General features: G+C 74.3%; 22 protein-coding genes. 18 read left to right on the forward strand and 4 right to left on the reverse strand.

Annotated elements, in window-relative coordinates; translation table 11 throughout:
- The 3 genes from E1265_RS09695 to E1265_RS09705 all read right to left on the reverse strand — a co-directional run.
- A partial coding sequence (locus E1265_RS09695) for an ABC transporter ATP-binding protein (RefSeq protein WP_132929847.1) occupies positions 1 to 812 on the reverse strand: 812 nt, incomplete at its 3' end.
- Entirely contained in the window at positions 809 to 2,587 is a 1,779-nt protein-coding gene (locus tag E1265_RS09700) for an ABC transporter permease subunit (RefSeq protein WP_132929848.1), read from the reverse strand. The genes E1265_RS09695 and E1265_RS09700, both read right to left, overlap by 4 nt.
- Positions 2,584 to 4,089 (reverse strand): ABC transporter substrate-binding protein, encoded by a 1,506-nt coding sequence (locus tag E1265_RS09705; RefSeq protein ID WP_207931025.1) that lies wholly within the window; start codon positions 4,087 to 4,089, stop codon positions 2,584 to 2,586. The genes E1265_RS09700 and E1265_RS09705 overlap by 4 nt, the downstream gene beginning before the upstream one ends.
- 94 nt (positions 4,090 to 4,183) lie before the next feature.
- Between E1265_RS09705 and E1265_RS09710 the strand changes: the two genes are divergently transcribed.
- From E1265_RS09710 to E1265_RS09755, 11 genes are all read left to right on the forward strand, one after another.
- The gene (locus E1265_RS09710; protein ID WP_347877171.1) at positions 4,184 to 4,723 is read left to right on the forward strand and encodes a methyltransferase domain-containing protein; all 540 of its coding nucleotides are present in this window, start codon (positions 4,184 to 4,186) and stop codon (positions 4,721 to 4,723) included.
- A gap of 76 nt (positions 4,724 to 4,799) precedes the next feature.
- Positions 4,800 to 5,171, forward strand: a complete 372-nt coding sequence (locus E1265_RS37940) for an acyl carrier protein (protein ID WP_279571419.1) — start codon at positions 4,800 to 4,802, stop codon at positions 5,169 to 5,171.
- Positions 5,149 to 5,898, forward strand: coding sequence for a condensation domain-containing protein (locus E1265_RS37945; RefSeq protein ID WP_243740648.1), 750 nt, complete (start codon positions 5,149 to 5,151; stop codon positions 5,896 to 5,898). The genes E1265_RS37940 and E1265_RS37945 overlap by 23 nt, the downstream gene beginning before the upstream one ends.
- Positions 5,892 to 6,140 (forward strand): hypothetical protein, encoded by a 249-nt coding sequence (locus tag E1265_RS09720; RefSeq protein ID WP_132929850.1) that lies wholly within the window; start codon positions 5,892 to 5,894, stop codon positions 6,138 to 6,140. Before E1265_RS37945 ends, E1265_RS09720 begins: the two co-directional genes overlap by 7 nt.
- Positions 6,137 to 6,475, forward strand: coding sequence for a class I SAM-dependent methyltransferase (locus tag E1265_RS09725; protein WP_132929851.1), 339 nt, complete (start codon positions 6,137 to 6,139; stop codon positions 6,473 to 6,475). Before E1265_RS09720 ends, E1265_RS09725 begins: the two co-directional genes overlap by 4 nt.
- Positions 6,472 to 6,891, forward strand: a complete 420-nt coding sequence (locus E1265_RS09730; RefSeq protein ID WP_132929852.1) for a hypothetical protein — start codon at positions 6,472 to 6,474, stop codon at positions 6,889 to 6,891. Before E1265_RS09725 ends, E1265_RS09730 begins: the two co-directional genes overlap by 4 nt.
- 167 nt (positions 6,892 to 7,058) lie before the next feature.
- Positions 7,059 to 7,358, forward strand: coding sequence for a hypothetical protein (locus E1265_RS09735; RefSeq protein WP_132929853.1), 300 nt, complete (start codon positions 7,059 to 7,061; stop codon positions 7,356 to 7,358).
- A 147-nt stretch (positions 7,359 to 7,505) separates the two neighbouring features.
- Complete coding sequence (locus tag E1265_RS09740) at positions 7,506 to 8,963, forward strand: Y4yA family PLP-dependent enzyme (protein ID WP_132929854.1); 1,458 nt, start codon at positions 7,506 to 7,508, stop codon at positions 8,961 to 8,963.
- On the forward strand, positions 8,960 to 10,279 hold the full coding sequence (locus E1265_RS09745; RefSeq protein ID WP_132929855.1) for a pyridoxal-phosphate dependent enzyme: 1,320 nt from the start codon (positions 8,960 to 8,962) through the stop codon (positions 10,277 to 10,279). The genes E1265_RS09740 and E1265_RS09745 overlap by 4 nt, the downstream gene beginning before the upstream one ends.
- 2 nt (positions 10,280 to 10,281) lie before the next feature.
- On the forward strand, positions 10,282 to 11,517 hold the full coding sequence (locus E1265_RS09750; RefSeq protein ID WP_243740643.1) for an aminotransferase class V-fold PLP-dependent enzyme: 1,236 nt from the start codon (positions 10,282 to 10,284) through the stop codon (positions 11,515 to 11,517).
- An 82-nt stretch (positions 11,518 to 11,599) separates the two neighbouring features.
- The gene (locus E1265_RS09755; protein ID WP_132929857.1) at positions 11,600 to 12,355 is read left to right on the forward strand and encodes a class I SAM-dependent methyltransferase; all 756 of its coding nucleotides are present in this window, start codon (positions 11,600 to 11,602) and stop codon (positions 12,353 to 12,355) included.
- Between the two features lie 49 nt (positions 12,356 to 12,404).
- Here the strand turns inward: E1265_RS09755 and E1265_RS09760 are convergent, their stop codons facing one another.
- Positions 12,405 to 13,604, reverse strand: coding sequence for a hypothetical protein (locus E1265_RS09760; protein ID WP_132929875.1), 1,200 nt, complete (start codon positions 13,602 to 13,604; stop codon positions 12,405 to 12,407).
- Positions 13,605 to 13,744: 140 nt separating this feature from the next.
- On the opposite strand from E1265_RS09760, the gene amiA reads away from it, so the two are divergent.
- The 7 genes from amiA (at position 13,745) to E1265_RS09785 (ending at position 22,227) form a co-directional block, all read left to right on the forward strand.
- Complete coding sequence (amiA, locus tag E1265_RS38795) at positions 13,745 to 13,858, forward strand: streptamidine family RiPP (protein ID WP_243740649.1); 114 nt, start codon at positions 13,745 to 13,747, stop codon at positions 13,856 to 13,858.
- Between the two features lie 98 nt (positions 13,859 to 13,956).
- Positions 13,957 to 14,778 carry a hypothetical protein gene (locus E1265_RS38800; RefSeq protein WP_243740644.1) on the forward strand — a complete coding sequence of 274 codons (822 nt, stop codon included), beginning with the start codon at positions 13,957 to 13,959 and terminating at the stop codon, positions 14,776 to 14,778.
- Positions 14,775 to 16,256 (forward strand): CocE/NonD family hydrolase, encoded by a 1,482-nt coding sequence (locus E1265_RS09765; RefSeq protein WP_243740645.1) that lies wholly within the window; start codon positions 14,775 to 14,777, stop codon positions 16,254 to 16,256. The genes E1265_RS38800 and E1265_RS09765 overlap by 4 nt, the downstream gene beginning before the upstream one ends.
- On the forward strand, positions 16,253 to 17,632 hold the full coding sequence (locus E1265_RS09770; protein WP_132929859.1) for a YcaO-like family protein: 1,380 nt from the start codon (positions 16,253 to 16,255) through the stop codon (positions 17,630 to 17,632). Before E1265_RS09765 ends, E1265_RS09770 begins: the two co-directional genes overlap by 4 nt.
- A gap of 10 nt (positions 17,633 to 17,642) precedes the next feature.
- Complete coding sequence (locus tag E1265_RS09775) at positions 17,643 to 18,725, forward strand: SagB/ThcOx family dehydrogenase (protein ID WP_132929860.1); 1,083 nt, start codon at positions 17,643 to 17,645, stop codon at positions 18,723 to 18,725.
- Entirely contained in the window at positions 18,722 to 20,458 is a 1,737-nt protein-coding gene (locus E1265_RS09780) for an ATP-binding cassette domain-containing protein (protein WP_132929861.1), read from the forward strand. Before E1265_RS09775 ends, E1265_RS09780 begins: the two co-directional genes overlap by 4 nt.
- Complete coding sequence (locus E1265_RS09785) at positions 20,455 to 22,227, forward strand: ABC transporter ATP-binding protein (protein ID WP_132929862.1); 1,773 nt, start codon at positions 20,455 to 20,457, stop codon at positions 22,225 to 22,227. The genes E1265_RS09780 and E1265_RS09785 overlap by 4 nt, the downstream gene beginning before the upstream one ends.
- The last annotated feature ends 10 nt before the right edge of the window (positions 22,228 to 22,237 follow it).

The raw sequence follows: 22,237 nt of genomic DNA on the forward strand, positions 1-22,237 counted from the left end.
GGTCGGGGCCGGGGACGCGTCGCCGCCACCAGGCGTCGGGTGGTGGCGGCGCGTGGCGTGGTGAGGACCTCTTCCGTGGGGCCGTGCTCGGCGACCCGGCCGCGGTCCAACACCAGCATCCGGCTGGCGCGTTCGGCGACCACCGGCAGGTCGTGGCTGATCAGCAGCAGGGCGGCGCCGGTCGCCTCACGTAGCGTGTCGAGCAGCGTGAGGACGTGGCGCTGCACGGTGGGGTCCAGGGCGGTGGTGGGTTCGTCGGCGACGACGAGGCGGGGTTCGTTCACCAGGGCCATGGCGATGACGGCGCGTTGCCGCATCCCGCCGGAGAACTCGTGCGGGTAGGACCGTGCCCGGCGCCGCGCGTCGGCGATGCCGACCCGGTCGAGGGCGGCCACGGCGACCCGTTGCGCCTCCCGCCGGCCGAGGCCCCGCACCGACCTGATGGCGGCGGCGAGTTGGTCTCCGACGGTGTAGACGGGGTTGAGGACGGCCAGCGCGTCCTGTGGCACGAACGCCATCCGGCGGCCCCACAGGTCCTGGTGCGTGCGCCGGCCGGCGCCGATCAGCTGCCGACCGGACAGCAGGGCGCTGCCGGTGACCCGCGCTCCCGACGGGGCGAGACCGAGGAGCGCGCGGGCGAGGAGCGACTTGCCGGCGCCGGACGCCCCGACGATCCCGAGGGGTTCGCCGGCCGCCAGGTCGAACGACACGCCGGTCAGGAGCGGGGTCGCCCGGCGGCCGGTGGCGAGGGTCAGCGACAGGTCGCGGACGGCCAGCAGCGGTGGTTCCCCGGATTCGGGTGCGGGGTTCATGCCGGCACCGCCTCGTTCCGGGTGGCCCGGTCGAGGCCGGGCCGGCGTCGACCGGCGGCGAGTGCGGGAACGAGGGTCGCCAGGGTGACGGCGAGTGCCGCGAGGAGGGCGAGCATGCCGGCCGGGGCCAGGGCGGCGAGCGGCGCTCGTTCCACGTAGGGCAGGGACTCGGACAGCGTCAGGCCCCACTCGGGCGCCGGCGGTCGTGCGCCGAGGCCGAGGAAGCCGAGTGAGGCCAGGGCGAGGCAGATCCCCGGCAGGCGGAGCACGGCGTGCCGTGCCACCGGGCCGGCGACGGCGGGCAGCACGTGGCGGAGCAGGATCCAGCGGGGTGTCGAGCCGATGGCACGCTGGGCGGTGAGGTGCGCGGCGGCTCGGGTCTCCTGTACGAGGGCGGCGGCATGGGTGGCCAGCGGCGGCCAGGACACCAGGGCCACCGCGAGGGAGGCGCCCGCCACGCTGGGGCCGGCCGCGGCGGCGACGAGGATGCCGGAGATCACCGGGGGAACGGCGTTGGCGACCTCGGCCGCGCCGGCCGTGACGGACGGCAGGAAGCCGAGGGCGACGGCCACCAGGTAGGACGCGGTCGCGATCAGCGCCGCCACGCCCACGGTGGCAGCCGCGCCGTGCCCGACGCGCGCCAGCACGTCCCGGCCCAGCGCGTCGGTGCCCAGGGGATGTGCCCAGGACGGCCCGGCGAGCCGGGCGGCGGTGTCGACGGTGAGGGGGTCGAGCGTCAGCCCCCAGCCGATCGCCGCGAGCAGTGTCACGCCGCAGGCCGCGGTCGCGGCGAGCGCGGCACGGCTGGGCGTGGTGGCCGGCGCCGGCGGGAGCTGGAGGGCGGCGTCCCGCAGGGCGGGGCCGAGCAGCCACCGCCGTGCACCGGCGGCCAGTGTCCCGGCCGCCGTGCCCAGCAGGACCAGGGCCAGTACCGAGCCCTGGAGCAGCGGCAGGTCCTGCGACTCGGCCGCGCCCAGCGCGGTCCGGCCGATGCCCGGCACCGCGAAGACCGACTCCACGGCCACGGCGCCGCCGGTGAGACCGACGGCCACGAGACCGAACTGCGGCAGCACCGCCGGCAGGGTGCGCCGCAGCGCGGCCCGCGCCACTCGGGAGGGCGAGCAGCCGGACGCGAGCCACAGCCCGACCCACCGCTCCCGGTAGACGGCCGGCAGCGCGTCGCCGACCAGCCGGCCGAGCAGCCCGCCGGCCGGCACGCCGAGCGCCAGCGCGGGCAGCACCAGGTGTTCCGGACCGGTCCAGCCGTAGGGCGGCAGCCAGTCGAGCCACACCGCGAGCCCCAGCATCAGCAGGGTGGCCAGCAGGAACTCGGGCAGCGCGGTCAGCGACGCCGCGCCGCCGCCGACGCCGGCGCCAGCCGGCGGCACTCCGCGTGCCCCGCGCGCCAGCGCCGGCAGGCAGAGGGCGGCGGCCACCAGCAGTGCCACCAGGAGGGCGGCGCCCATCAGGGTGAGCGAGACGCCGAGGCCGGTGAGGACCGAGGGCAGCACCTCGGCGCCCGACACCCAGGAGGTGCCCAGGTCGGCGCGCGCCAGGTCGGCGAACCAGCCGGCCAGGTGGGCCAGCGGTCCCGAGGCGAGCCCGAGTTGGTCGCGGATGGCGGCCAACGCCTCCTCGGTCGGCTCCTGTTCGGCTGATCTGGCGCGCAGCAGGGACAGTGCCGGGTCGCGCCCGGACAGCCAGGGCAGCAGCCCGACCAGGACGAGCACGCCGCCCAGCGCCACGGCCCGGGCGGCGATCGTTCGCGTTCTCATCGGAGTCGGGTCTCCAGGCCGATCAGTTCGCGTTCGCGCGGGTCCTTGACCGAGTCGACCACGCTTGCCGCGTCGCCCTGGATGACCCGCTCGTGCAGCATCGGGATGGCCGCGTCGGTGGCCAGGACCGCCGCCTCGGCGCGCAGTACCGCGGCTCGCCGCTCCGGGCCGCTGGGCGCGGCCGCGGCCTCGTCGAGCGCCTCGTCCACGGCCGGATCGCACAGCTGGGAGATGTTGAACGAGCCGTCGCAGGCGAAGTCGCTGTAGAGGTAGGCCACCGGGTCGCCGGAGTCGAGCACCGTGGCGCGGGAGAGGATGAACGCGTCGAACTCGCCGTTGAGCGCGTCCTCTTCGATGTGTGCGTACTCGCGTACCTCCTGTTCGACCTGGAAGCCGGCGGCTTCCAGCTGCTGTTGGAGGACCGAGGCGACCTCGGGCAGCTCGGCGCGGTCGGAGAAGGTGGCGAGACGGATCCGTGCTCCGGCCGGGTCCCCGGAGGGCGTGGGATTCTCGCGGGGCTCCCGGTCGGCGCTCCACGGGATCGCCGGGCCGAGCAGCCCCTCCGCCTGGTCGGCGCGCCCCTCGTACACCCCCGACACCAGTTCGGCGGCGTCGATCGCCTCGCGCGCCGCCGCCCGTAGCGACGGGTCACTGAAGGGGCCCGACTCGGTGTTGAGGTAGAGGGTGTTGGTGCGCGGCATGGGCACCTCGGTGATGGTCTCGGGCTCCAGCAGGGCGGCCTGCGAGACGGGTATCGACTCCACGATGTGGGCCTCGCCGGTGCGCAGCGCGGCGGCGCGGGCCGCGCCGTCCGGTACGAACGTCACGTCGAGCCCGGGGGCCTGGGCTCGCCCGCCCCAGTAGTCGTCGAACCGGTCGAGCGTGGCCGCGGTGGTGCCGTCGACCCGCACCAGCTCGAACGGGCCGGTGCCGGTGCCCACCGGGTTGACCCGGCCGTCGGTGTAGGCGGCGGGGGAGAGGATCACCAACTGCGGCGAGGACAGCCGCTGTGGGACGAGGGGGTCGGGCTCGGCGGTGGCGACGGTGACGGTGTCGCCCCGCGTGGCGACGGTCAGGTCGACGCCGTCGAGGATGCGCGGCTTGGGCGATGCCTCGGTGGCGGCGGTGAGCGCCGCGGCCGCGACCTCGGCGGTGAGCTCGGTGCCGTCGTGGAACGTCACCCCGTCTCGGACGGTGAACTCCCAGGTGGTGTCGGAGGTCTGCTCCCAGGCGGTGGCGAGCGCCGGCTGGGGGTCGCCGGCCTCGTCGAGCCGCACCATGGTCTCGGCGGCGCCCCAGCGGGACAGCTTGAAGGCGTCGTCGCTCAACGGGGAGAGGCCCGAACGCGGCGGCTGCATCATGGCGATCGCGATCCGGCCGCCGTCCGCGCCGTCGTCGCCGGTCGCGGTGCCCGCGTCGGAGCCGGCGAAGCAGCCGGTGGTGAGCAGCGAACCGGCCACGAGCAGGGCGAGTGTAGGGATGGTGGCTCTGGGGACGTGCACGGGAGGGGCCTTCCGAGGCGGGGAGAGCGGGCGGCCCGGAGGATAGCATGAAAACCATTTTCTTTTAAGGTGTCCAGGTTGCGGCGCCCTCCTGCTGGTCACCCACGACCAGAACCTCCGTCTCCCGGTACTTCCTGGACGCGGCGAGACGGCGCTTCGGCGACCGGCTGCGCTACGGGCTCCTCGACATCAACGCCGAACTCGCCCAACCCCCAGAGTGCCGCCCGGCGCCGCCGACGTCGTGGTGGCCGCCAACGTGCTGCACAACGCCCTCCACATCGACGCCACGTTGATCAGGCTGCGCCGGCTGCTGGCGCCCGGCGGGCTGCTCGTGGTGATCGAGCCCTGCCGCGAGCACTACCAGGCCATGACATCGATGCAGTTCCTGATGTCGCCCCGGGACGGCGCGCCGCGCCCCGGCACCAGCGACATCCGGGCCGGCACCGACCAGATCTTCCTCACCGACACCGAGTGGTCGGCCGTGCTGGCCGAGGCCGGCTACCGGCCGTTGTCCGACCTGCCAGCGCCCGACCATCCGCTGGCCCCACTGGGCCAGCGCCTCTTCGTCGCCCGGGTCCCGAGCACCCAGCCCGCACTGACCCAGCCCGCAGCGAACCACCAGACGCACGAGTGAGAACCATGCCCCCATCAACCCCGGTCGCCGCGCCGGACCGCGACCTCCACGCCGCGCTCCCGGCATCTGGGCCGAACTGCTCGCCCTCTCCCCGGACGAGGTGCCCGAAAACCGGGCCTTCCTCAGCCTCGGCGGCGACTCCGTGCTCGCGGTGCGCATGTCCGCCCTGGTGCGCCGGACCCTCGGCGTCGTGCTCGCGCTCTCCGACGTCCGGGTGGAGATCACCCTCGCCGAGTTGGCCGACCTGGTCGCCCGCCGCCGGGCGGGCACCGCCGAAGGGCGCGCCGTGCCGGTCGAGGTGACCAAACGGTCCGATCCGCATGCGCCGTTCCCACTGTTGCCACTTCAGCAGGGCTACTTCGTCGGCCAGCAGGACGGCTGGGAGCTCTCCTACGCCTCGGGCGCACCACTATGTCGACATCGGGCTGACCGACGTCGACCCGGATGAGGCACCGGAGGCGCTTCGGGACGCCATCGAACGCCTGGGGCGTCGCCAACCGACCCTGCACGCACGGGTGTTGCCGGATGGCCGGCAGCACATCCTGCCGGAGGACGCGCCCGGTGCCGTGCCGCCGCTGACGGTGACCGACCTCCGCGACGCGGCGCCGCAGGCGGCCGAGGCCGCCGTCGCCGCGATCCGCGCCGAGATGTCGACCACAGGACCTGACCCGGCCAAGGGGCCAGGGATCGCGATGCGGCTGACGCTGCTGCCCGAGGACCGTGCCCGGCTGCACGCCGCCGTGAGCCTGCTGATCATCGACGGCTGGTCCTCCAACGTCCTGTACCGGGACCTGTTCGCGCTGGTCTCCGACTGGAACGCGGTGCTGCCGCCACTGGAGATCGACTACGGCGACGATGTGACCTCGGTGGCCGGCCTTCCGGACACCGACGCCTGGGAGAGCGACCGCGACTGGTGGTGGGACCGGCTCGACGACCTGCCGCGGCCGCCGGCCCTGCCGCTGGTCGCCGACCCGAGGCAGGCGCGGCCCCGGCTGATGGGCAGCCGGCAGCACGCCGTGGACGCCGCCACCTGGGCCGCGTTCCGGGAGCGGTGCGCGCACGAGGTCACCCCCTCGCCTGGGCCGACGCCCCCCGGTACCTCCCCGAGCACGCCGCCGCGCTGGCCGCCGCGGCCAGCGCCGACCTGCGCGACCGCGCCCCCTACTACGTGCTGACCTTCCAGGCCCGCGCCGGCCAGGGGGTCGGCCGCTCGCTCACCCTGCGCATCGGCGACCCCTACCACGTCAGCGGCCTCACGGCCGCCCTCGCCGCCAACGCCGTCCTGGCCGACCGGACACCCCCCGGCGCCCACTTCGCCGCCGACGTCCTCGACCCCGGGCCCGTCGCGGAGGCGCTTCGCGGCGATCCGCTCGTCCACTCCCTCGACCTGACCTCATCGAGGGTAGGAACCCCATGACCGACGCGACCGACGCCTACGCCGCCTCCGCCGAGTACCTCAACCTCCTCATCGCCCCCTTCTGGGACGCCACGGGCCCCGTCCTCGCCGAGGCGATCCGCGACACCGACCCCGCCATCGGACCCGCCCTGGACATCGGCGCCGGCAGCGGCCGGGGCACGCTGCTGCTCGGCGACACCCTGCCCGACACGGAGATCATCGCCGTCGAACCGTCCCCAGGCCTGCGCGCGGCCCTCCTGGCCAGGCTCGCCACCCGCGACGCGCTGCGCCCCGGGGCACCGTCCTGCCGGAACCCCTCCCAGCGGCCGAACTGCCCGACCGGCTCGGCCTGGTGATCGCCGCCCTCAACGTCATTGGCCACTTCCCACCGGTGGAACGCCGGGCCCTCTGGCGCCTGTTGGCCACCCGCCTCGCTCCCGGCGGGCGTGCCCTGCTGAACCTCCAACCGCCGACCCAACCCGTCGCGGTCCCCGAGACCCTGGCCGCCACGGCCCACGTGGGACGCCGCCGCTACGAGGGCTGGGCCCGCGCGGAACCCGCCGGCGACACCACCCTGACCTGGCACATGACCTACCGCACCCTCCACGACGGCCGGCAGGTGGCCGAGCGGACGGTGAGCTACCCCTGGCATCTCCTCAACGAGACGACACTGCGAGCGGAGTCGGAAGTCGCGGGGCTCCGGGCGCGGCCACTCGGCCCCCCGGAACTCGGCCTGTACGACCTCGCCGTCCCCGCCACCCCGCTCGCCTGACCGGCGCGACGGCCCCGGGGCGTACGAGTCCGCCCGTCCGCGGCCGCGACGGTGGGTAACCGGACTGGCGCAAGACCTGGACGAAACCCCTAAATATGCCCGCAAAGTGGGCGAGACGCCTTACTCTGGCGGTTCCGGGAGCTCCGCCGATCGAGAGGGGCAGTGCCATGACGACCGCCACCCACCGCACGCACGCCGATCACCCGCACGTTCACGGCGAAGGTTGCGGGCACGTCGCCGTGCCGCACCGGGACCACACGGACTACGCGCACGACGGGCATCTGCACCGGCTCCACGAGGACCACGTGGACGAGTGCGGCGACGTCCAGCACGCGGTTCACGAGGACCACGTCCACCAGCACGGCTCCGACTGCGGGCACGTCGCCGTGCCCCACGGAGACCACACCGACTACGTGCACGACGGCCACCGGCACGCGGCCCACGAGGGGCACTGGGACGACCACTGACCGGACCTCGCCCAGGGCGGGCGTAAAGGGACATGTGGCGGGGAAGTGCTAATTCCGGCGACCAGTTGTTCGAGTGAGCACGGGGAGCCGGCTTGGTGCTCCCCACCGCGGAGCTCCGTGACGGGCAGTGCGTGGGGAGGAGCAGCAGTGAGCACGCCCCTGTATATCGAGCCTCGCCTTGAGGCATCGCTCAGCACACTGCTTGAGTCCGCGTCGTTCCTGCACTCCCTTGTCGACGCCCTGGGATCCCCGCTCAACGTGGTGCTGCCGGACGGCATCGCGGAGAACGCCGAGCGCTTCCGCGCCGTCTACCGGAAGCACCATCTCGGCGGCCAGCTGTTCTTCGCCCACAAGGCGAACCGGTCGAGCGCCCTGGTGCGGCGGCTCGCGGCCGGGGACGCGGGGATCGACGTGGCCTCGCTCGGCGAGTTACAGCACGCGCTGGGGGCGGGGTTCTCCCCGGGCCGGATCCTGGCCACCGGGCCGAAGGATCCGGAGTTCCTGTGGCTGGCGGCCCGCGCCGGGGTGACCGTCAGCGTCGACGCGCGCGCCGAGCTGGAGACTCTGGCGAGTCTGGTGCGTGCCCACGCGCTGCCCCGGGTTCGGATCCTGTTGCGGCTGTCGGAGTTCGAGTCGACGGGCGTCAGGGTCCGCTCCCGGCGCAGCCGCTTCGGCTCGCCCGTGCGGGAGACGGACGCCCTGCTGGACGTCGTCGAGCGGCTCGGAGAGGCCGTCGAACTGATCGGCGTCGCTTACCACCTCGACACCACCAGTCTCGCCGAGAAGGCCCTGGCGCTGGAGAGCTGTGTCGGGGTCCTTGACGAGTGCCGGCTTCGAGGGCTCGAGCCGCGCGTCATCGACGTCGGCGGCGGCTTCGGCGCGAGTTACGTCGCCGACGCCGGCCAGTGGGAGCGTTACACCAATGAGTTGGCGAGCGCGGTGCTGGGCGCACGCCCGGCGCTGACCTGGCGCGGCCACGGCTACGGCCTGTGGAGCGAGGGGGGCACCCTGCGCGGGGCGTCGGCGCTGTATCCGGCGCACCGCACGGCCGTGGGCGCCCGGTATCTCGACGAACTCCTCTCGCTTCCCGGGCCCACGCTCGGCCGCCCGCTCGGCACCCTGCTGCTTGAGCACCTGTACGACCTGTACGCCGAGCCCGGGCGGTCGCTGGTGGACCAGTGCGGTCTCTCGCTGGCCAGGGTCCTGGACGTGCGCCGCACGGACGGCGGCGACCATCTGGTGCGCCTCGGCATGAACGCCGGTGACGTCAGCCTGGAGGAGCACGGCATCCTCGTCGACCCCGTGCTCGTACCGCGCGCCGGCGTGCGGGGGGACGCGGGGCCGGTGGGGGCCTACCTCGTCGGGAACCTGTGCCTGGAAGGCGACCTGATCACCCGGCGCATGGTCTACCTGCCCCGGCTGCCGTGCCCCGGCGACCTGCTGGCCTTCGCGAACACCGCCGGGTACTGCATGGACTTCCACGCCCACCAGGCCCAGCGCCAGCCCGTCGCCCGCACGGTCGCCGTGGCGCGGGGCGGCGACTCCTGGCAGTGGTGCCTGGACGAACGGTACTGGCCGGTCACGCTTCCCGGGGGACGGACATGAGGTATGACAGCATCACCGAGGCCATCGGCAACACCCCGCTGGTCCGCATCGACCCGGCCGTGCACGGCCTGCGCAACATCGATCTGTACGCCAAGTTGGAGATGCTCAACCCCTTCGGCTCGGTCAAGGACCGGGCCGCCTGGAACATGGTGCGGCCGGGTCTGTCGGCCGCCACCGAGCGGGGCGCCCAGATCGTGGAGCTCTCCAGCGGGAACACCGCGAAGGCCCTGGCCGTCCTGGCCAGCATGCACGGTCTCGCGTTCAGGAGCGTCACCAACCGGATGCGGATCCCGGAGATCAAGGAGCTGCTCCTGCTGCTGGGAGCCGAGATCGAGGAACTGCCCGGCCAGAGCGAATGCCTCGACCCGACCGACACGGACGATCCGCTCACCCGGTTCCACCACGCCCTCGCCGAGGACGACAGCCGGTACCTGCACACCGATCAGTACTACAACCCGCGTAACACCCAGGCCCATATGGCGGGCACGGGCCCGGAGATCGTCAAGGACCTCGACGGCCGGGCGCCGGACTGGTTCTTCGCCTGTGTCGGCACGGCCGGCTCCTCCACGGGCGTCGCCAGGGTGCTGCGCGAGCACGACCCGACCGTGCGGGTGGTGGGCCTGGTGGCCGAGGCCTCGGACTTCATCCCGGGGATCCGCACGCTTGACGAGGTGCGGCACGTCGGCCTGTTCTCCCCGGACACCTACGACACGATCGAGTCGGTCAGCGCGGACGACGCCATCGACGGCATGGTGACCCTGATCCGCCGCTGCGGGCTGCTCGCCGGGCCGACCGGTGGCGCCGCCTACCTGGGCACCGTGCGCCACCTGCGAGCGCTGGACGCGGAGCTGACGGAGCGCAGGTCCGCCGTCTTCATCGTCTGCGACCGGGTGGAGAGCTATCTCGGCTACGTCCGGCAGCGGCGTCCCGACCTGCTCGGCCGACCGCCGCGGCGGAACTCCGTGGCCACCGTGACCGAGGCCGAGATCCGGTCGGCCACGGCCATCGACACGGCACAGGCGCGAACGTGGATCGAGAGCGAGCGGCCCCTGGTGGTCGACCTGCGGGGCCCACGTGCGTACGCCACGCTGCACATCGAGGGATCGATCAACATCGTGGACGACCTCTTCGACGAACTCGTGCGCGGCGGCCTGCCCTTCAGCAGACGACAACCCGTGCTGCTGGCGTGTCCGGTCGGCGAGAAGTCCGCCAGGTACGCCGCGCTGCTGACCCGCATGGGCCACTCGGACGCGCGTAGCCTCGCCGGCGGCATCGTCGCATGGCGGGACGCCGGAGCGCCCCTGGTGCGGGACTGACGATGCTCGCCCCGACGTCGGAAGGCATACCCGAGTTCGCCAGGGACACGGCGGAGCTGCGGGCCTGGCACGAGGCGTTGCGCGCCGAGTTCCCCATCATCACCCGTCATCCCGAGCTGGTCTTCCTCGACAGCGCCGCCACCTCGCAGAAGCCACGGGCCGTGCTGGACGCCGTCCACGCCTACCTCACCACGAGCAACGCCAACGCGGGGCGGGGTGCCTACCCGTGGGCCAACCGGACGACGGCCCTTGTGGAGCGGACCAGGAGCCGCGTCAAGGGCTTCCTGGGCGACCGGGCACCGGGGGCGTCCACCGTCCACTTCGTGAGCGGGACCAGCGAGGGACTGCGGGCCGTCGCGCTCGACTGGCTCACCACCTGGCTCACCGACGGTGACGAGATCATCGTCCCCTTCGCCGACCACCAGGCGAACCTCTCGCCCTGGCTGGAGGCCCAGCGGCTGCTCGGCCGCCAGGGCGTTGGCATCCACGTCCGCGCCCTGCCCCGCCAGGCCGTCTCCGGCGACTACGACCATGTGGCGCTGGCCGAGATGGTCGGCCCGCGGACCCGCTTCGTCGCCGCCACGCACGTCCACCACGTCTACGGCGCGGACATGGACATCCATCGGCTGCGCGAGGCGGTGGGGCCCGAGGTGGTGATCTGTCTGGACGCCGCTCAGAGCGTCGGCCACCTGCCCGTGTCGGTGTCCGACCTCGACGTGGACTTCGTGGTCTTCTCCGGACACAAGGCGCTGGCCCTGCCGGGCTCGGGCGCCGTGTGGTGCCGCGGGGAGCGTGGCCCGGAGTTCCGTCCCGGCGGCTGGAGCGGGACGCCGAACACCGTGGGCATCGCCAGCGTCGAAGCGGCTCTCGACTGGCTGCACGCCGCGGGGACGGACCGCGTCGCGCGATGGAACCGCGCCCTGGCGGCCCAGCTGACCGACGGACTACGCCACCTGTCGCCCTACACGGTCCTGGGCTGCCAGCGCAGCCTGCCCGCCGACGCGGACGTTCGGCGCCGCGAAGGCATCGTGACCTTTCGGCACCGCGAGATCCCCTCAGACGACCTCGGCTTCATCCTGTTCGACCGCGGCTTCATGGTGCGGGCCGACAGCCTCTGCCAGGCCGGTGCGGACGGGACCGAGGAGAAGGACGGCGCCGTGCGCGTCAGCGTCCACGTCTACAACAGTCCCGAGGAGATCGAGCGACTGCTGTCCGTCCTCGCCACACTCGACGACTGATCCCTTCCCGATTCGTTCATGGCAATCATTTCCATTAAGCTGAGTCGGAGTTGGCGCGGAACGGTGGAGGTGGCGCGACGGAATGGGCGTGAGCATGGCGACGGCCGGGCTGTGGGTGGAGCGCTGGGAACGCCAGCAGCAGCGGTACGCCGTCGACCGCGAGGAACGGTTCACCGTGATCGCCGACGTGATCGACCACGTGACGGCCGGCCGGTCGACCCCGCTGATCGTCGATCTCGGCTGCGGCCCGGGCTCGTTGGCCGCCCGGCTGGCCGCCCGGCTGCCCCACGCGGACATCGTGGCCGTGGACATGGACCCGCTGCTCCTCGAACTCGGCCGGGCCCGCCACGCGGACGCGGCACGCTTCGTGGACACGGTGATCGGCGAGGACGGCTGGACCGCCGCCCTGGGCGTGGACCGCCCCCTGGACGCCGCCGTTTCCACCACGGCACTGCACTACCTCGCCAAGCCGGTACTCCGGCGGACCTACCGCGAGCTCGCGGCGCTGCTCCGCCCGGGCGGCGCCCTGATCAACGGCGACCACCTGCCGCTGGACGATGAGCCGTTCACCGAGCTCGTGGCCCACGTGGGGCGGCGCAGAGCGGAGCGGTCGCGCGCCCATCGTCACGAGGACTGGGCGTCCTGGTGGGCGGCGGCGGCACGTGACCCGGAACTGGCCGACCTGTTCAGGGAGCGAAGCCGACGCCTGTCCACGGGCGGCAACGACAACAGGCTGACGCTCTCCCGGCACGTCGCGCTCCTGCGGCAGGCCGGCTTCGCCCACGTCAGCTCGGTCTGGCAGTTCGGCGAGAGCCACGTCCTGGTCGCGATCCGGTAGCCCGGAGCCGCGCCCATCACTCGCGGAAACAACCCCGTGGGCCGGTACGCTAGCGGCCCACGGGGTCGCCTTCGGCCTGGTCGGTTCGCGTGCGCAGCGTCGCGTGGCCGCCGTGATGCAGGGGCGTGTCCAGCTTGAAGCGGGCCGCCTCAGTGCCTGTCCCGGCGTCGAAGAGGTGAACCTCGCCGTGGCCACCGCGGGTGACGGCGACCCAGTCCGCGCCCGGTGACGCCGCCACCGCACGGCGTTGGACGCCTTCCCAGGGGGTGCCGCCGCGACGGGGCGCGCCGTCCATGGCCGGGAGGGGGAGGCGGTGGGCGGTCGCGCCCTCGGCGTCCAGCAGGATCAGTTCGTCGCCGTCCGGATGGACGCGGGTGAAGGCGGTGTGGTCCTTCGCGAGGGCCAGCCGGAAGACCAGTCCCGGCCCGAGGTCGGTCACGGTCGTTCGTGCTGTCTCCAGTTCGTGGCGCCACGCCTGGTTCGTCCACTCCGGCCACCGCAGCGGGTCCGGGTGGCCGCCCCGAAGCGTCGACCACAGCGCCCGCCGCCGCGGGTCGAGCCGCAGATACCAACCCCGGGCGGGCGAACCCCAGGGGATCACCGGCCCTGCGACGAGCGCGTCGCCGTCGCGGCGTGCCCGGTGCACCCCCTCGCCGACGGCCGCGAACACCTCGCCGCGGTCCGGGGCCTGGGCGTCCCCGTGCCCATCGTCCGGCAGCGGGAGGTGCGCGCGGGGGGTGGCCGGCGGGCAGCCGGGCGGTGCCCCGAGCAGGTCGGCGAACCGGTGGACGGCCAGGGCGCCGGGTTCCCTGTGGCGCAGGACGACGAGGGGATCTCCTCCGCCCAGTACGGTCACTCCTGGCTCGCCCACCCGGGTGCGCACCCGGGCCGCGTCTCCCGTGACGAGGTCGACGACCGTCAGGAGATCCGACCACGGCTTGTCGTTTCTCCCCAGGCCCGTCGTGACGGCGACCCAGCGGCCGGACGGGTCGACGGCGAGGTGTTCGGCCGGCACGGCGACCGGAACCGCGGCCTCCACCAGCTCGCGGCCGAACGGGGCGAGCACCAGCAGTTCGCCCCTGCGGTCGTCGACGCAGGCGGTGCGTCCGCCCGGCAGCGCCAGGAACCCGGCGTGCTCGGAGATGTGGCGTTGGGTGAGGCGGCCGGCCTCGATGCCGTCCGGCACGGTCAGCACATGGACGAATCCCCCTACGTGGTCGGAGACGAGCAGCAGCGGACCGTCCGTCATCAGGGCCTCCTCGCCGTGTGTTGCCTGGATCACTCTCCCGGGGCTAGTAAATGATAATCATATTCTTTAGCCTCTCCTGTGCGGCGTTCATCCGACCGCCGTACCTCCCCTGCGAAAAAGGAGAGTTCATGAACCACGAGATGGACGACGAGCGGGTCTTCGCGCCGATCGCCGACCCGGGCCAGCTGGCTCACGACTCGGCCTCGCACTCCAACGCGCTCGTCGAGAACCCCTTCGAGGAAGACGGCGAGTAACCAACCAGGGGGCCAGCGCCCCTGACCGTGGGCCCGCCGGCCGCCTTCCTGGCGGGCCCACACCCCTCTCCGAGGTCCAACCCGACAGGAGACCTGACGTGTCCCGCAGCCAGCTCGCACCCGGTGTCGAGGTCGTCGCCGTCCCCGGGGACGGTCTCGCCGTCCGCACGGCCGACGGGGAGTTCCTCAGAGTTCGGACGGGCGAGGCGGACCACGGCGCGCTGCTGGCGCGACTCTCCGGGGCGGCGACGGGCGAGCCGACCGCCGAACTCGACCGCCTGGTCAGGGCCTTCGAGGACGCCAGCTATCTCTCGGAAGGTCCGCGGCGCACGGACTGGCCCGCCGAACGGAGGGACGTTCGGCTGGTGGGCGACCCCGTGCTGACCGAGCCGCTGGCCGCGTACCTGCGGGCCGAAGGTGCCGCGCCGCGCTCGACGGAGCCCGACGCGGCGGTCGACGGGCGCCCCGCCGCCGTGGTCTGGTGCGTCGACGGGCCCGTGCCCGAGGGGTTGTGGGACGTCGCCGACCGGCTGCCCGAGCGCGGCATCGCCTGGCTGCGCTGTCACCGCGAGGGCTGGCAGGCATACGTGGAGCCCCTCGCCGCGGCTGCCGGCGATGTCACCTCGGCCCACGTCCGTGCCCGTCGACTCGCCGCCACGCCCGCACACCGCGAGCTGGCCGCCTACTGGAGCGGCCCTCGCACGTCCGGCGCCGCCATCCACCTCTCCGCTCCAGCGGCGGGGTTGCTCGCCGCGATACTCGCCGACGACCTCACCCGATGGGCCACCGACGCCCCCGACACCGGCGGGCTGCCCGCCCGGCGCCGGCTCCGCCGTGTCGACCTGCGGACGCTGACCGTCACCGAGCACCCCGTGCTGCCCGTCCCCGACATCGCCCCGATGCCCGAGAGGGTGGGGTGACGCCGCTCACCGTGGCCGTCGAGGGACTGGCCACCGACATCCGACTCCCGGACGGCGAAGGCCCCTTCCCCGCCGTCCTCATCCGCACCCCCTACGACCGGCGGCGGTACCACGCCGAGCTGCGCGGGTGGGCCCGGCGCGGATACGCCGCACTCGCCCAGGACGTGCGGGGCCGGCACTCCTCGGCGGGGACGTGGCAGCCGTACGAGAACGAGGCCGCCGACGGAGCGGCGACCGCCCGCTGGATCAGGCGACAGCCCTGGAGCGACGGACGGTTGGTGGCGGTGGGCGCCTCCTACGCCGCACACTGCGCCCTCGCCCTCGCGCTGGAGGCACCCGGCGACGCCCGCCCCGACGCCGTCATCGCCGCCGTGCCCGCACTGGGCGCCGCCGAGACGGCTCGCGAACCCTCGGGCGTGGAGCGGCTGTCGGCCCGTGCCGGATGGTGGGCGGCGCACGGCGACCGGCGGGACTCCGACGAGGAGGCACTGGAGACCGCCCTCGCCGCCGACCCCCGACTGCTCGCGCACCTGCCGGTGAGTGACCTCCCCGCGAGACTCGGTCGCGGTCTGCCGTCCTGGCCGGGCCTGTGGCGGGAGCGCGAGCGTGGCCGGACCGGCGCACGGGCGAGGCAGGCCGAGACGCCCCTGCTCGCGGTGGGCGGCCACCACGATCACTTCGCCGAGGAGACCTTCGCGCTGTGGCACGGCTGGGGCGGGCCCTCGGCGCGACTGCTGACGGGACCCTGGGGGCACGGCCTCGTCGCCGAACCCGGGCCCGACGCCGACTCGGCGCACCGGGTGCCTCTCGGCGACCTCTACGCGCGCTGGGCCGGCCGCGCGCTTGGCGGGGCACTACGGCACGGGCGCCACGGTGCGGTCGCGGTGGGCGGCAGCCCGCTGTGGGTGCCCGCCAACACCGAGGGCGAGCCGTACACCCCCGACATCACAGTGCTGCGCGGAGCCTCGTTCACGGCCGACCCTGACCGCCCGGTTTCCTCCGGGACATTGGCCGTCCCCCGCGACGGCGCGCCCGACCGCTGTCTGCTCGTCACCGCGCCGCTGCGGAGCCCGCTGGACGTCATCGGCCCCGCCGAGGTGCGGATCCGGGCCACCGCCGACACGCCGTCCGCCGACTGGTTCGCCCGGCTCGCCGCGATCAACCCCGAGGGCACGGCCGAGCGGTTGGCCGTCGGCGTCGTCCGACGCGCGGATCCTCCGGGACGGGTCGCCGAGTTCACCGTCGCGCTCGGCCGGCTCGCGCGGCGGCTCCCCGCGGGCACCCGACTCCGCCTGGAGATCGCCGGGCACCACTTCCCGGCCCACGCCCGCAACCCCCACACCGGCGACGACTCGGTCACGGCCATCCACCTGCGCGCCTCCCGGCGCGGGGTCGAGGCCGACGGCGTGGCGCTGCGGCTGCCCGTGCTCACGTCCCGTCCCGAACCCATCGATCCCGTACAGGAGATCCTGCGATGACGGCGCTGCCCCTGGAAGCTCTCGTCGACCCCGTGTGCGGCATCGTCCGCAAGGTCAAGCCCGTCGAGCACCCCGTGGGCGCACCGCCCCGCTACACCGCCCTCACCGCCGAGATCGCCGACGCCCGCAGGCTCGGCCTGTGGCCCGCCGACCGGGTGTCGCTCGGCACCACCTTCGGCGACCCCGAGGGCGCCAGAACAGCCGCCATAGCCGAGGGAATCGAGCGGTACTGCGGCAACCGGGTGCCGCCACCCGGCCACCCGGCCGCGCCGCTGCGCGCCACGGCCGCCGAGCTGACCGCGAAGGGCCTGCGGCTGTACGGACCCGAGGAGCTGCCGGCCTACGCCGACTGGCAGTACGCCCGCGAGAAGTTCCCCTACCGTCCCCTGACGCCGGACACCCCGTGTCTGTGGACGCGCGGCGAGGAACGGCTGCCCGGCGGGGAGACGGCCGAGGTCTGGGCCCCCGTCGCGCTCACCCATCTCAACTGGCGCCAGGGCGAGCTGTGTTCGCTGCCCCGCACTCACCACCTCAATTACGCGGGGATCGCCACGGGGCAGGGGTTCGACGACGCCGTCGAGCGCGGTCTGCTGGAGATCGTCGAACGCGACGCGCTCGAACTGTGGTGGCACCTCGACGGACCGACCCGTGGCATCGACCCGGCCAGTGTGCCCGGCCTCGCCGACGACCTCGCCGGATCAGAGCTCGACGTCCGTCTCGTCGAGATGCCCTCGGAGTTCGCCCCCTGCGTGGGCGCGCTCGTTCACGACCGCCGACTTGGCCTCCACGCGGCCGGCTTCGCCTGCAAGTACGACCCGGCCGAGGCCGCCCGCAAGGCCCTGCTTGAGGCCGTCCACACCTGGATCTTCACGCAGGGCCTCGTCGAGTCCGACGGCTGGGTCTTCCAGGCCGTCGAGGCCGGGCTGCTCGCCCGCGGGCTCTACCTGGACCACCGCGACGACCGACGCTACCTCGACGCGTGCGGTGAAGACTTCTCCCGGGTACGGGACCTGGGCGCGCACGTGCAGGTGTGGCTGGACGAGCGGATGGCGCCCGAGGCCCGGCGGTTCACCGAGCCCGCGCAGGGCGTCGTGCCCGTCGAAGCGGTCGAACGCGGCAGCCGGGAGCGACTTGAGCGCGCGCTCCACGACGGCGGCCACCGCGTCATGACGTTCGACCTCACCACCGAGGACGTGGCCGAGACGCCGCTGCGCGTGGCCCGGGTCCTCGTCTCCGGGCTCATCCCCAACGCACCCGCCGCCTTCGGCTACTTCGGCTGTCCGCGCCTTGCCAAGGCCGCCACGGGCCGGGGTTGGCGTACGACCGCGCCCAGCGCCCCGGAGGACTTCACGCTCGCTCCTCCTCCCCACATGTGAGGGCAGCCCGGTGAACCTCGTCACAGCCCTCGCCCGCGCTCGCTCCGCCGAGCGGCCGGGCCCGGACACGCCCACCACGTCCGCCGTCCCCGACTGGCCGGGACCCGCGCACTGCCTGCCGCAGGCCGGTCCCGGAGAGCTGGACCTCTGGTGGCTGCTCCGCCTCTCGCTGGCCGCCCAGGACGGCGCCGGACGGCTGCGACCGGCCCCGTCAGCGGGCGGCCTCCACCCGGTCGACGCCCAGCTTGTGATGGGAACCGACTGCCCCCTGCCGTCCGGACGCTACGGCTACGATCCGCTGCGCCACCGCGTTCACCTGCTCGCTCCCGCACCCGACGACGCCCTGCCCGGCGCGACCGTCGAGCTCTCCGTCACCGCGCGGCGCACGGCCTCCCACTACGGCCACCGCGCCTGGCCCCTGGTGCTGCTGGACACCGGACACGCCGCCGCCGCACTGTGGCTCGCGGCCCGTGCGCTCGGCGCAGCCCCGCCCGCGCTCCACCTCGATGGGTTCACCGAACGCCCGCTCGCCGCACTGCACTTCCCGCCGCCCGGGGGAGCGCGCCGGGGCGCGGACGCGCCCACTCCGCGAGAGCTGCTGGCCCGTCGCAGCGCCAAGCCGCCGCTGAAGGGCACCCCGCCGCGGGACGTGCTGCGGGCGGTACTCGCCACCGCTGTCGACGCGAGCGCAGGCGAGGTCGCCTGGTGCGCGGCCGTCGGCGAACCGCGGCCCGAACTCGTCGAGTTGGCGCCCGACGGCACCCCGCGACGGCTCGCCTCGGGGGAGGCACGGCCGACGCTCGCCGCCTGGGCCGCGGGCCAGGGATGGATAGCCGAAGCGGGCGCCGTCCTCCTCGGATACGGCTGCCCGGCGGACGCTGACGCACCGCGGATCCGCCGGGCGCATCTGCGAGCCGGCTTCGCCGTCGGCCTTGCCCACGTGGCGGCCGGCCGACTGGGGGTGGCCAGCCGCCCCGTCGGCTCCTGGCAGCAGGCGGACCTGGGCGCCGCACTCGGCGCCGCCCCGGGCAGGGACTGGATCGTCCACGGCCTGGCCCTCGGCACGACCCACCCTGAGGAGGGAACCTTGTGATCGTCCACCCCGAACTGCGCCGCGCCACCCAGCACGCACGGCGCACCCTGCTCGTGGCCACCCTCCTCCAGGGGGCCGTCACCCTGACCCACCTCGCGCAGGCCGCGCTCCTGGCGCTCGCCCTCGCCGACGTGGCCCGGGGTGACACCGACCGCCTCCCGCTGCTCCTCGGGGCCGTGCTGGTGGTGGTCGCCGCCCGAGCGGGCCTGAGCCGCTGGCAGCGGCGCACGGCCACCCGCGCCGGGGCACGGGTCAGGGTCGGGCTGAGAGACGAACTCGTCGCCCACCTCGGACGGCTCGGGCCCGCGCACCTGACCACCACGCGCGCCGGGGCCATCCGGACGACCCTGGTCGACGGGGTGGAGGGCGTCGACGCGTACGTCTCCCGCTACCTGCCCCAGCTCCTCATCACCCTCGCCGTGCCGCCCCTCCTGCTCGCCGCCGTGGCCGCCATCCAGCCGAGCGCTCTCCTGGGGCTCATACCCGCCCTGTTGTTCGCCCTGGTCGCGCCCCGCGCCTGGGACCGGCTCCTCGCCAAACGTGGCAAGGAACACTGGGACACCTACGAGGGGCTGGGCGCCGACTACCTCGAGGCCCTGCAGGGCATGCCCGTGCTGCGGGCAGCGGGCGCCGTCGAGCGCGTCAGAAAGCGGCTTGAGGACCGCTCGGCGGCGCTGCATCGGGCGACCGTCGCCAAGCTCCGCGTCTCCCTCGTCGACACCGGACTGACCGACCTCGCGATCCAGGGCGGCACCGTGGCCGCCGCGTTGCTCGCCGGATGGTCGGCCGTCACCGGATCGACCACGGCGACCGGCACCTACCTGGTGTTGCTTCTGACCTCCGAGTGTTTCCGGCCCGTGCGCGACCTGGCCCGCGAGTGGCACGCCGGGTACCTCGGCGCGTCGGCCGCGGACGGGCTCGCGACGCTGCGCACCGCCGAACCCGCCGTGCCCGACACGGGAGTTGCGCGCGCTGACTGGCCGGTGCCGCCCCCCGTGTGCTTCGAGGACGTGACGTACCGCTACGACGGCGCGGAGGGCCCGGCCCTCAGCGGCGTCACCTTCACCGCCGAGGCGGGGCGCACCACCGCGATCGTCGGCCCTTCGGGCGCCGGCAAGTCCACGCTGGTCGCCCTGCTCCTGCGCCACCGCGAGCCGCGGCAGGGCCGGATCACGATCGACGGCCACGACGTCGCCGAGTACACGCTCGACTCGCTCCGGCAGGGCATCGCCGTCGTCTCCCAGGAGACCTACCTGTTCCACGGCACCATCGCCGACAATCTGCGCCTGGCCCGACCGGCGGCCACGGACGACGAGTTGGTTCGCGCGGCACGCACCGCCGGCATCCACGACGAGATCGCCGTCCTCCCCGCCGGCTACGCCACCGTCCTCGGCGAACGCGGCTCCACCCTCTCCGGTGGTCAGCGCCAGCGGCTCGCCCTCGCACGGGCCCTGCTGGCCGATGCCCCGGTGCTCGTCCTCGACGAGGCCACCAGCTCGGTCGACGAACGCCGCGAGGCGGACATCGTCCGGGAGCTGCTGGCCGCCGCGGGAGGCCGGACCGTCCTCGTGGTCGCCCACCGGCTCGCCGCCGCCCGGCACGCCGACCGGATCGTGGTGCTGGACGGTGGCCGGGTGGACGCCGTCGGCGAGCACGCCCCCCTGGTCCAGGCCGGCGGCGTCTACGCGAAACTCGTCACGGCCGGCCGTACCCACGAAGGAGCCGCCGCATGAGCGCCACCGTCCAGGACGGCACCACGGGCGGCCGGCAGAGCGAGGCCGCCGTGCCCGCGCGTGGGTCGCTGCGCGCCCTGCTGCCCGCGCTCGCCAGGCACCGGGCCATGATGGCCCGCACCTGTGCCGTCGCCGTCGTCGAGCAGGGCTCACTGGTCACGTTGGTGACACTGGCCGCGCATACCGTGGGAACCGCGGTCACGGAGGAACGCGCCCCTTCGACCGGCACCGTCGCCGCCCTCGTCGTCCTCGTCCTCGTCCGCGCCCTGGTGACCTGGCGCGAGATGGACCTCTCGCACGACCTGGCCTACCGGGTTCTCGCCGAGCTGCGGGTGCGGGTCTTCGACGGGCTCGCCCGCGGCGCCCCCGCCCGCGTGGCCGGCAAACGCAGCGGCGAGCTGGCCGCCACCGCGATGTCCGACGTGGAGGCCCTGGAGTTCTTCTACGCCCACACCACCGCCCAACTTCTCGCCTCGGGCATGGTGTTCACCGGCGGCGTGGCAACCCTGGCCACGGTGGAGCCGTGGCTGCTGGTGGCGGTGGGGCCGGTCGCCGCCCTGCTCGCCGCAGCCCCCTTCGCCGACGCGCGGGGCCGTGCGGTGCGCGGAGCGCGCACCAGGGCGGCCGCCGCGAAGCTGTCGGCCGACACCGTGGACACCGTCGACGGGCTGCGCGAGCTCCTCGCCTTCGGAGGACTGACGAAGCGGCGCGGCCAACTCGCGGAGCAGGGCCGGAGGGTGGGCGAGGCGCAGCGGGCCGAGGCCACCTGGGAGGCCATGGCCGCCGCCGTCCGTGACCTGCTCATCGTGTGCGCCGTCCTCGGCGTGGTGGGCGCCGCGGCCCAGTCCGCGACCTCGGGAAGGTTGCACGGCGCGTGGGTTCCGGCGGCGATGGCGCTGGCACTGTCGGTGCTGGGCCCGGTCGCCGAGTCGGCCAGGGCGCTGAGTCAGGCCATGGGCCTGCGCGGCGCGGCCGCCCGGGTCGACGCCGCGGTGAAGGCGCCCGCTCTCGCTCCGCCGCCCGCCGCGCCCCGCACACTCCCACCGGGCCCGCTGGGCGTCCGGTTGTGCGGGGTGAGCTTCGACTACGGGGGCCGGCCGGTGCTGGACGGCGTCGATCTGACGGTCCCCGCGGGAGGGACGCTGGCCCTGGTCGGGGCCTCGGGCGCTGGCAAGTCGACCTGCGCCCACCTGCTCGCCCGGTTCTGGGATCCGATCGCCGGAGCCGTCCTCCTGGTGCCCGACGGCGGTGAACCCGTCGATCTGCGCGACCTGTCCGATGCCCAACTCCGAAGCGTCGTCGCCGTGGTGGGCCAGGACGCCCCCCTCTTCCACGGAACCCTCGCCGACAACCTGCGCCTCGGCGCACCGGACGCGGACGAACACCTGCTGGCCGAGACGGCGAAACTGTGCGGTGTCGACGCGATCGCCCCCCTGGACACCCTGGTGGGGGAGCGCGGCGCCACCGTCTCCGGCGGCCAGCGCGCCCGCATCGCCCTCGCCCGTGCCCTGCTGCCCGGGCCGCGCGTCCTGGTGCTGGACGAGACCACCGCTCACCTGGACAACGAGGGCGACGCCCGACTCGCCGCCGCGCTCGCCACGGGCAAGCGCACGACGATCGTCATCGCCCACCGCCACACGACCATCCGCCGTGCCGACCGCATCGCCGTCCTCGAGGCCGGCCGCATCGCGGAGGAGGGCACCTGGGAGGAACTCACCGCACGCCCCGACAGCGCGCTGAACCGCGTGCTGGCCGTCACCGCGTCCTGAAAGCACGGTC

Source organism: Streptomyces sp. 8K308 (assembly GCF_004348315.1).
Lineage (GTDB): Bacteria > Actinomycetota > Actinomycetes > Streptomycetales > Streptomycetaceae > Streptomyces.

Excerpts from the sequence above, each read along its gene's own strand:
- E1265_RS09735 (WP_132929853.1), top strand. The coding sequence starts at position 7,059 with ATGACGACCGCCACCCACCGCACGCACGCCGATCACCCGCACGTTCAC.
- amiA (WP_243740649.1), top strand. The coding sequence starts at position 13,745 with ATGGACGACGAGCGGGTCTTCGCGCCGATCGCCGACCCGGGCCAGCTG.
- E1265_RS09750 (WP_243740643.1), top strand. The coding sequence starts at position 10,282 with ATGCTCGCCCCGACGTCGGAAGGCATACCCGAGTTCGCCAGGGACACG.
- E1265_RS09755 (WP_132929857.1), top strand. The coding sequence starts at position 11,600 with ATGGGCGTGAGCATGGCGACGGCCGGGCTGTGGGTGGAGCGCTGGGAA.
- E1265_RS09700 (WP_132929848.1), bottom strand. The coding sequence starts at position 2,587 with ATGAGAACGCGAACGATCGCCGCCCGGGCCGTGGCGCTGGGCGGCGTG.
- E1265_RS09745 (WP_132929855.1), top strand. The coding sequence starts at position 8,960 with ATGAGGTATGACAGCATCACCGAGGCCATCGGCAACACCCCGCTGGTC.
- E1265_RS09785 (WP_132929862.1), top strand. The coding sequence starts at position 20,455 with ATGAGCGCCACCGTCCAGGACGGCACCACGGGCGGCCGGCAGAGCGAG.
- E1265_RS09725 (WP_132929851.1), top strand. The coding sequence starts at position 6,137 with ATGACCGACGCGACCGACGCCTACGCCGCCTCCGCCGAGTACCTCAAC.
- E1265_RS09760 (WP_132929875.1), bottom strand. The coding sequence starts at position 13,604 with ATGACGGACGGTCCGCTGCTGCTCGTCTCCGACCACGTAGGGGGATTC.
- E1265_RS09770 (WP_132929859.1), top strand. The coding sequence starts at position 16,253 with ATGACGGCGCTGCCCCTGGAAGCTCTCGTCGACCCCGTGTGCGGCATC.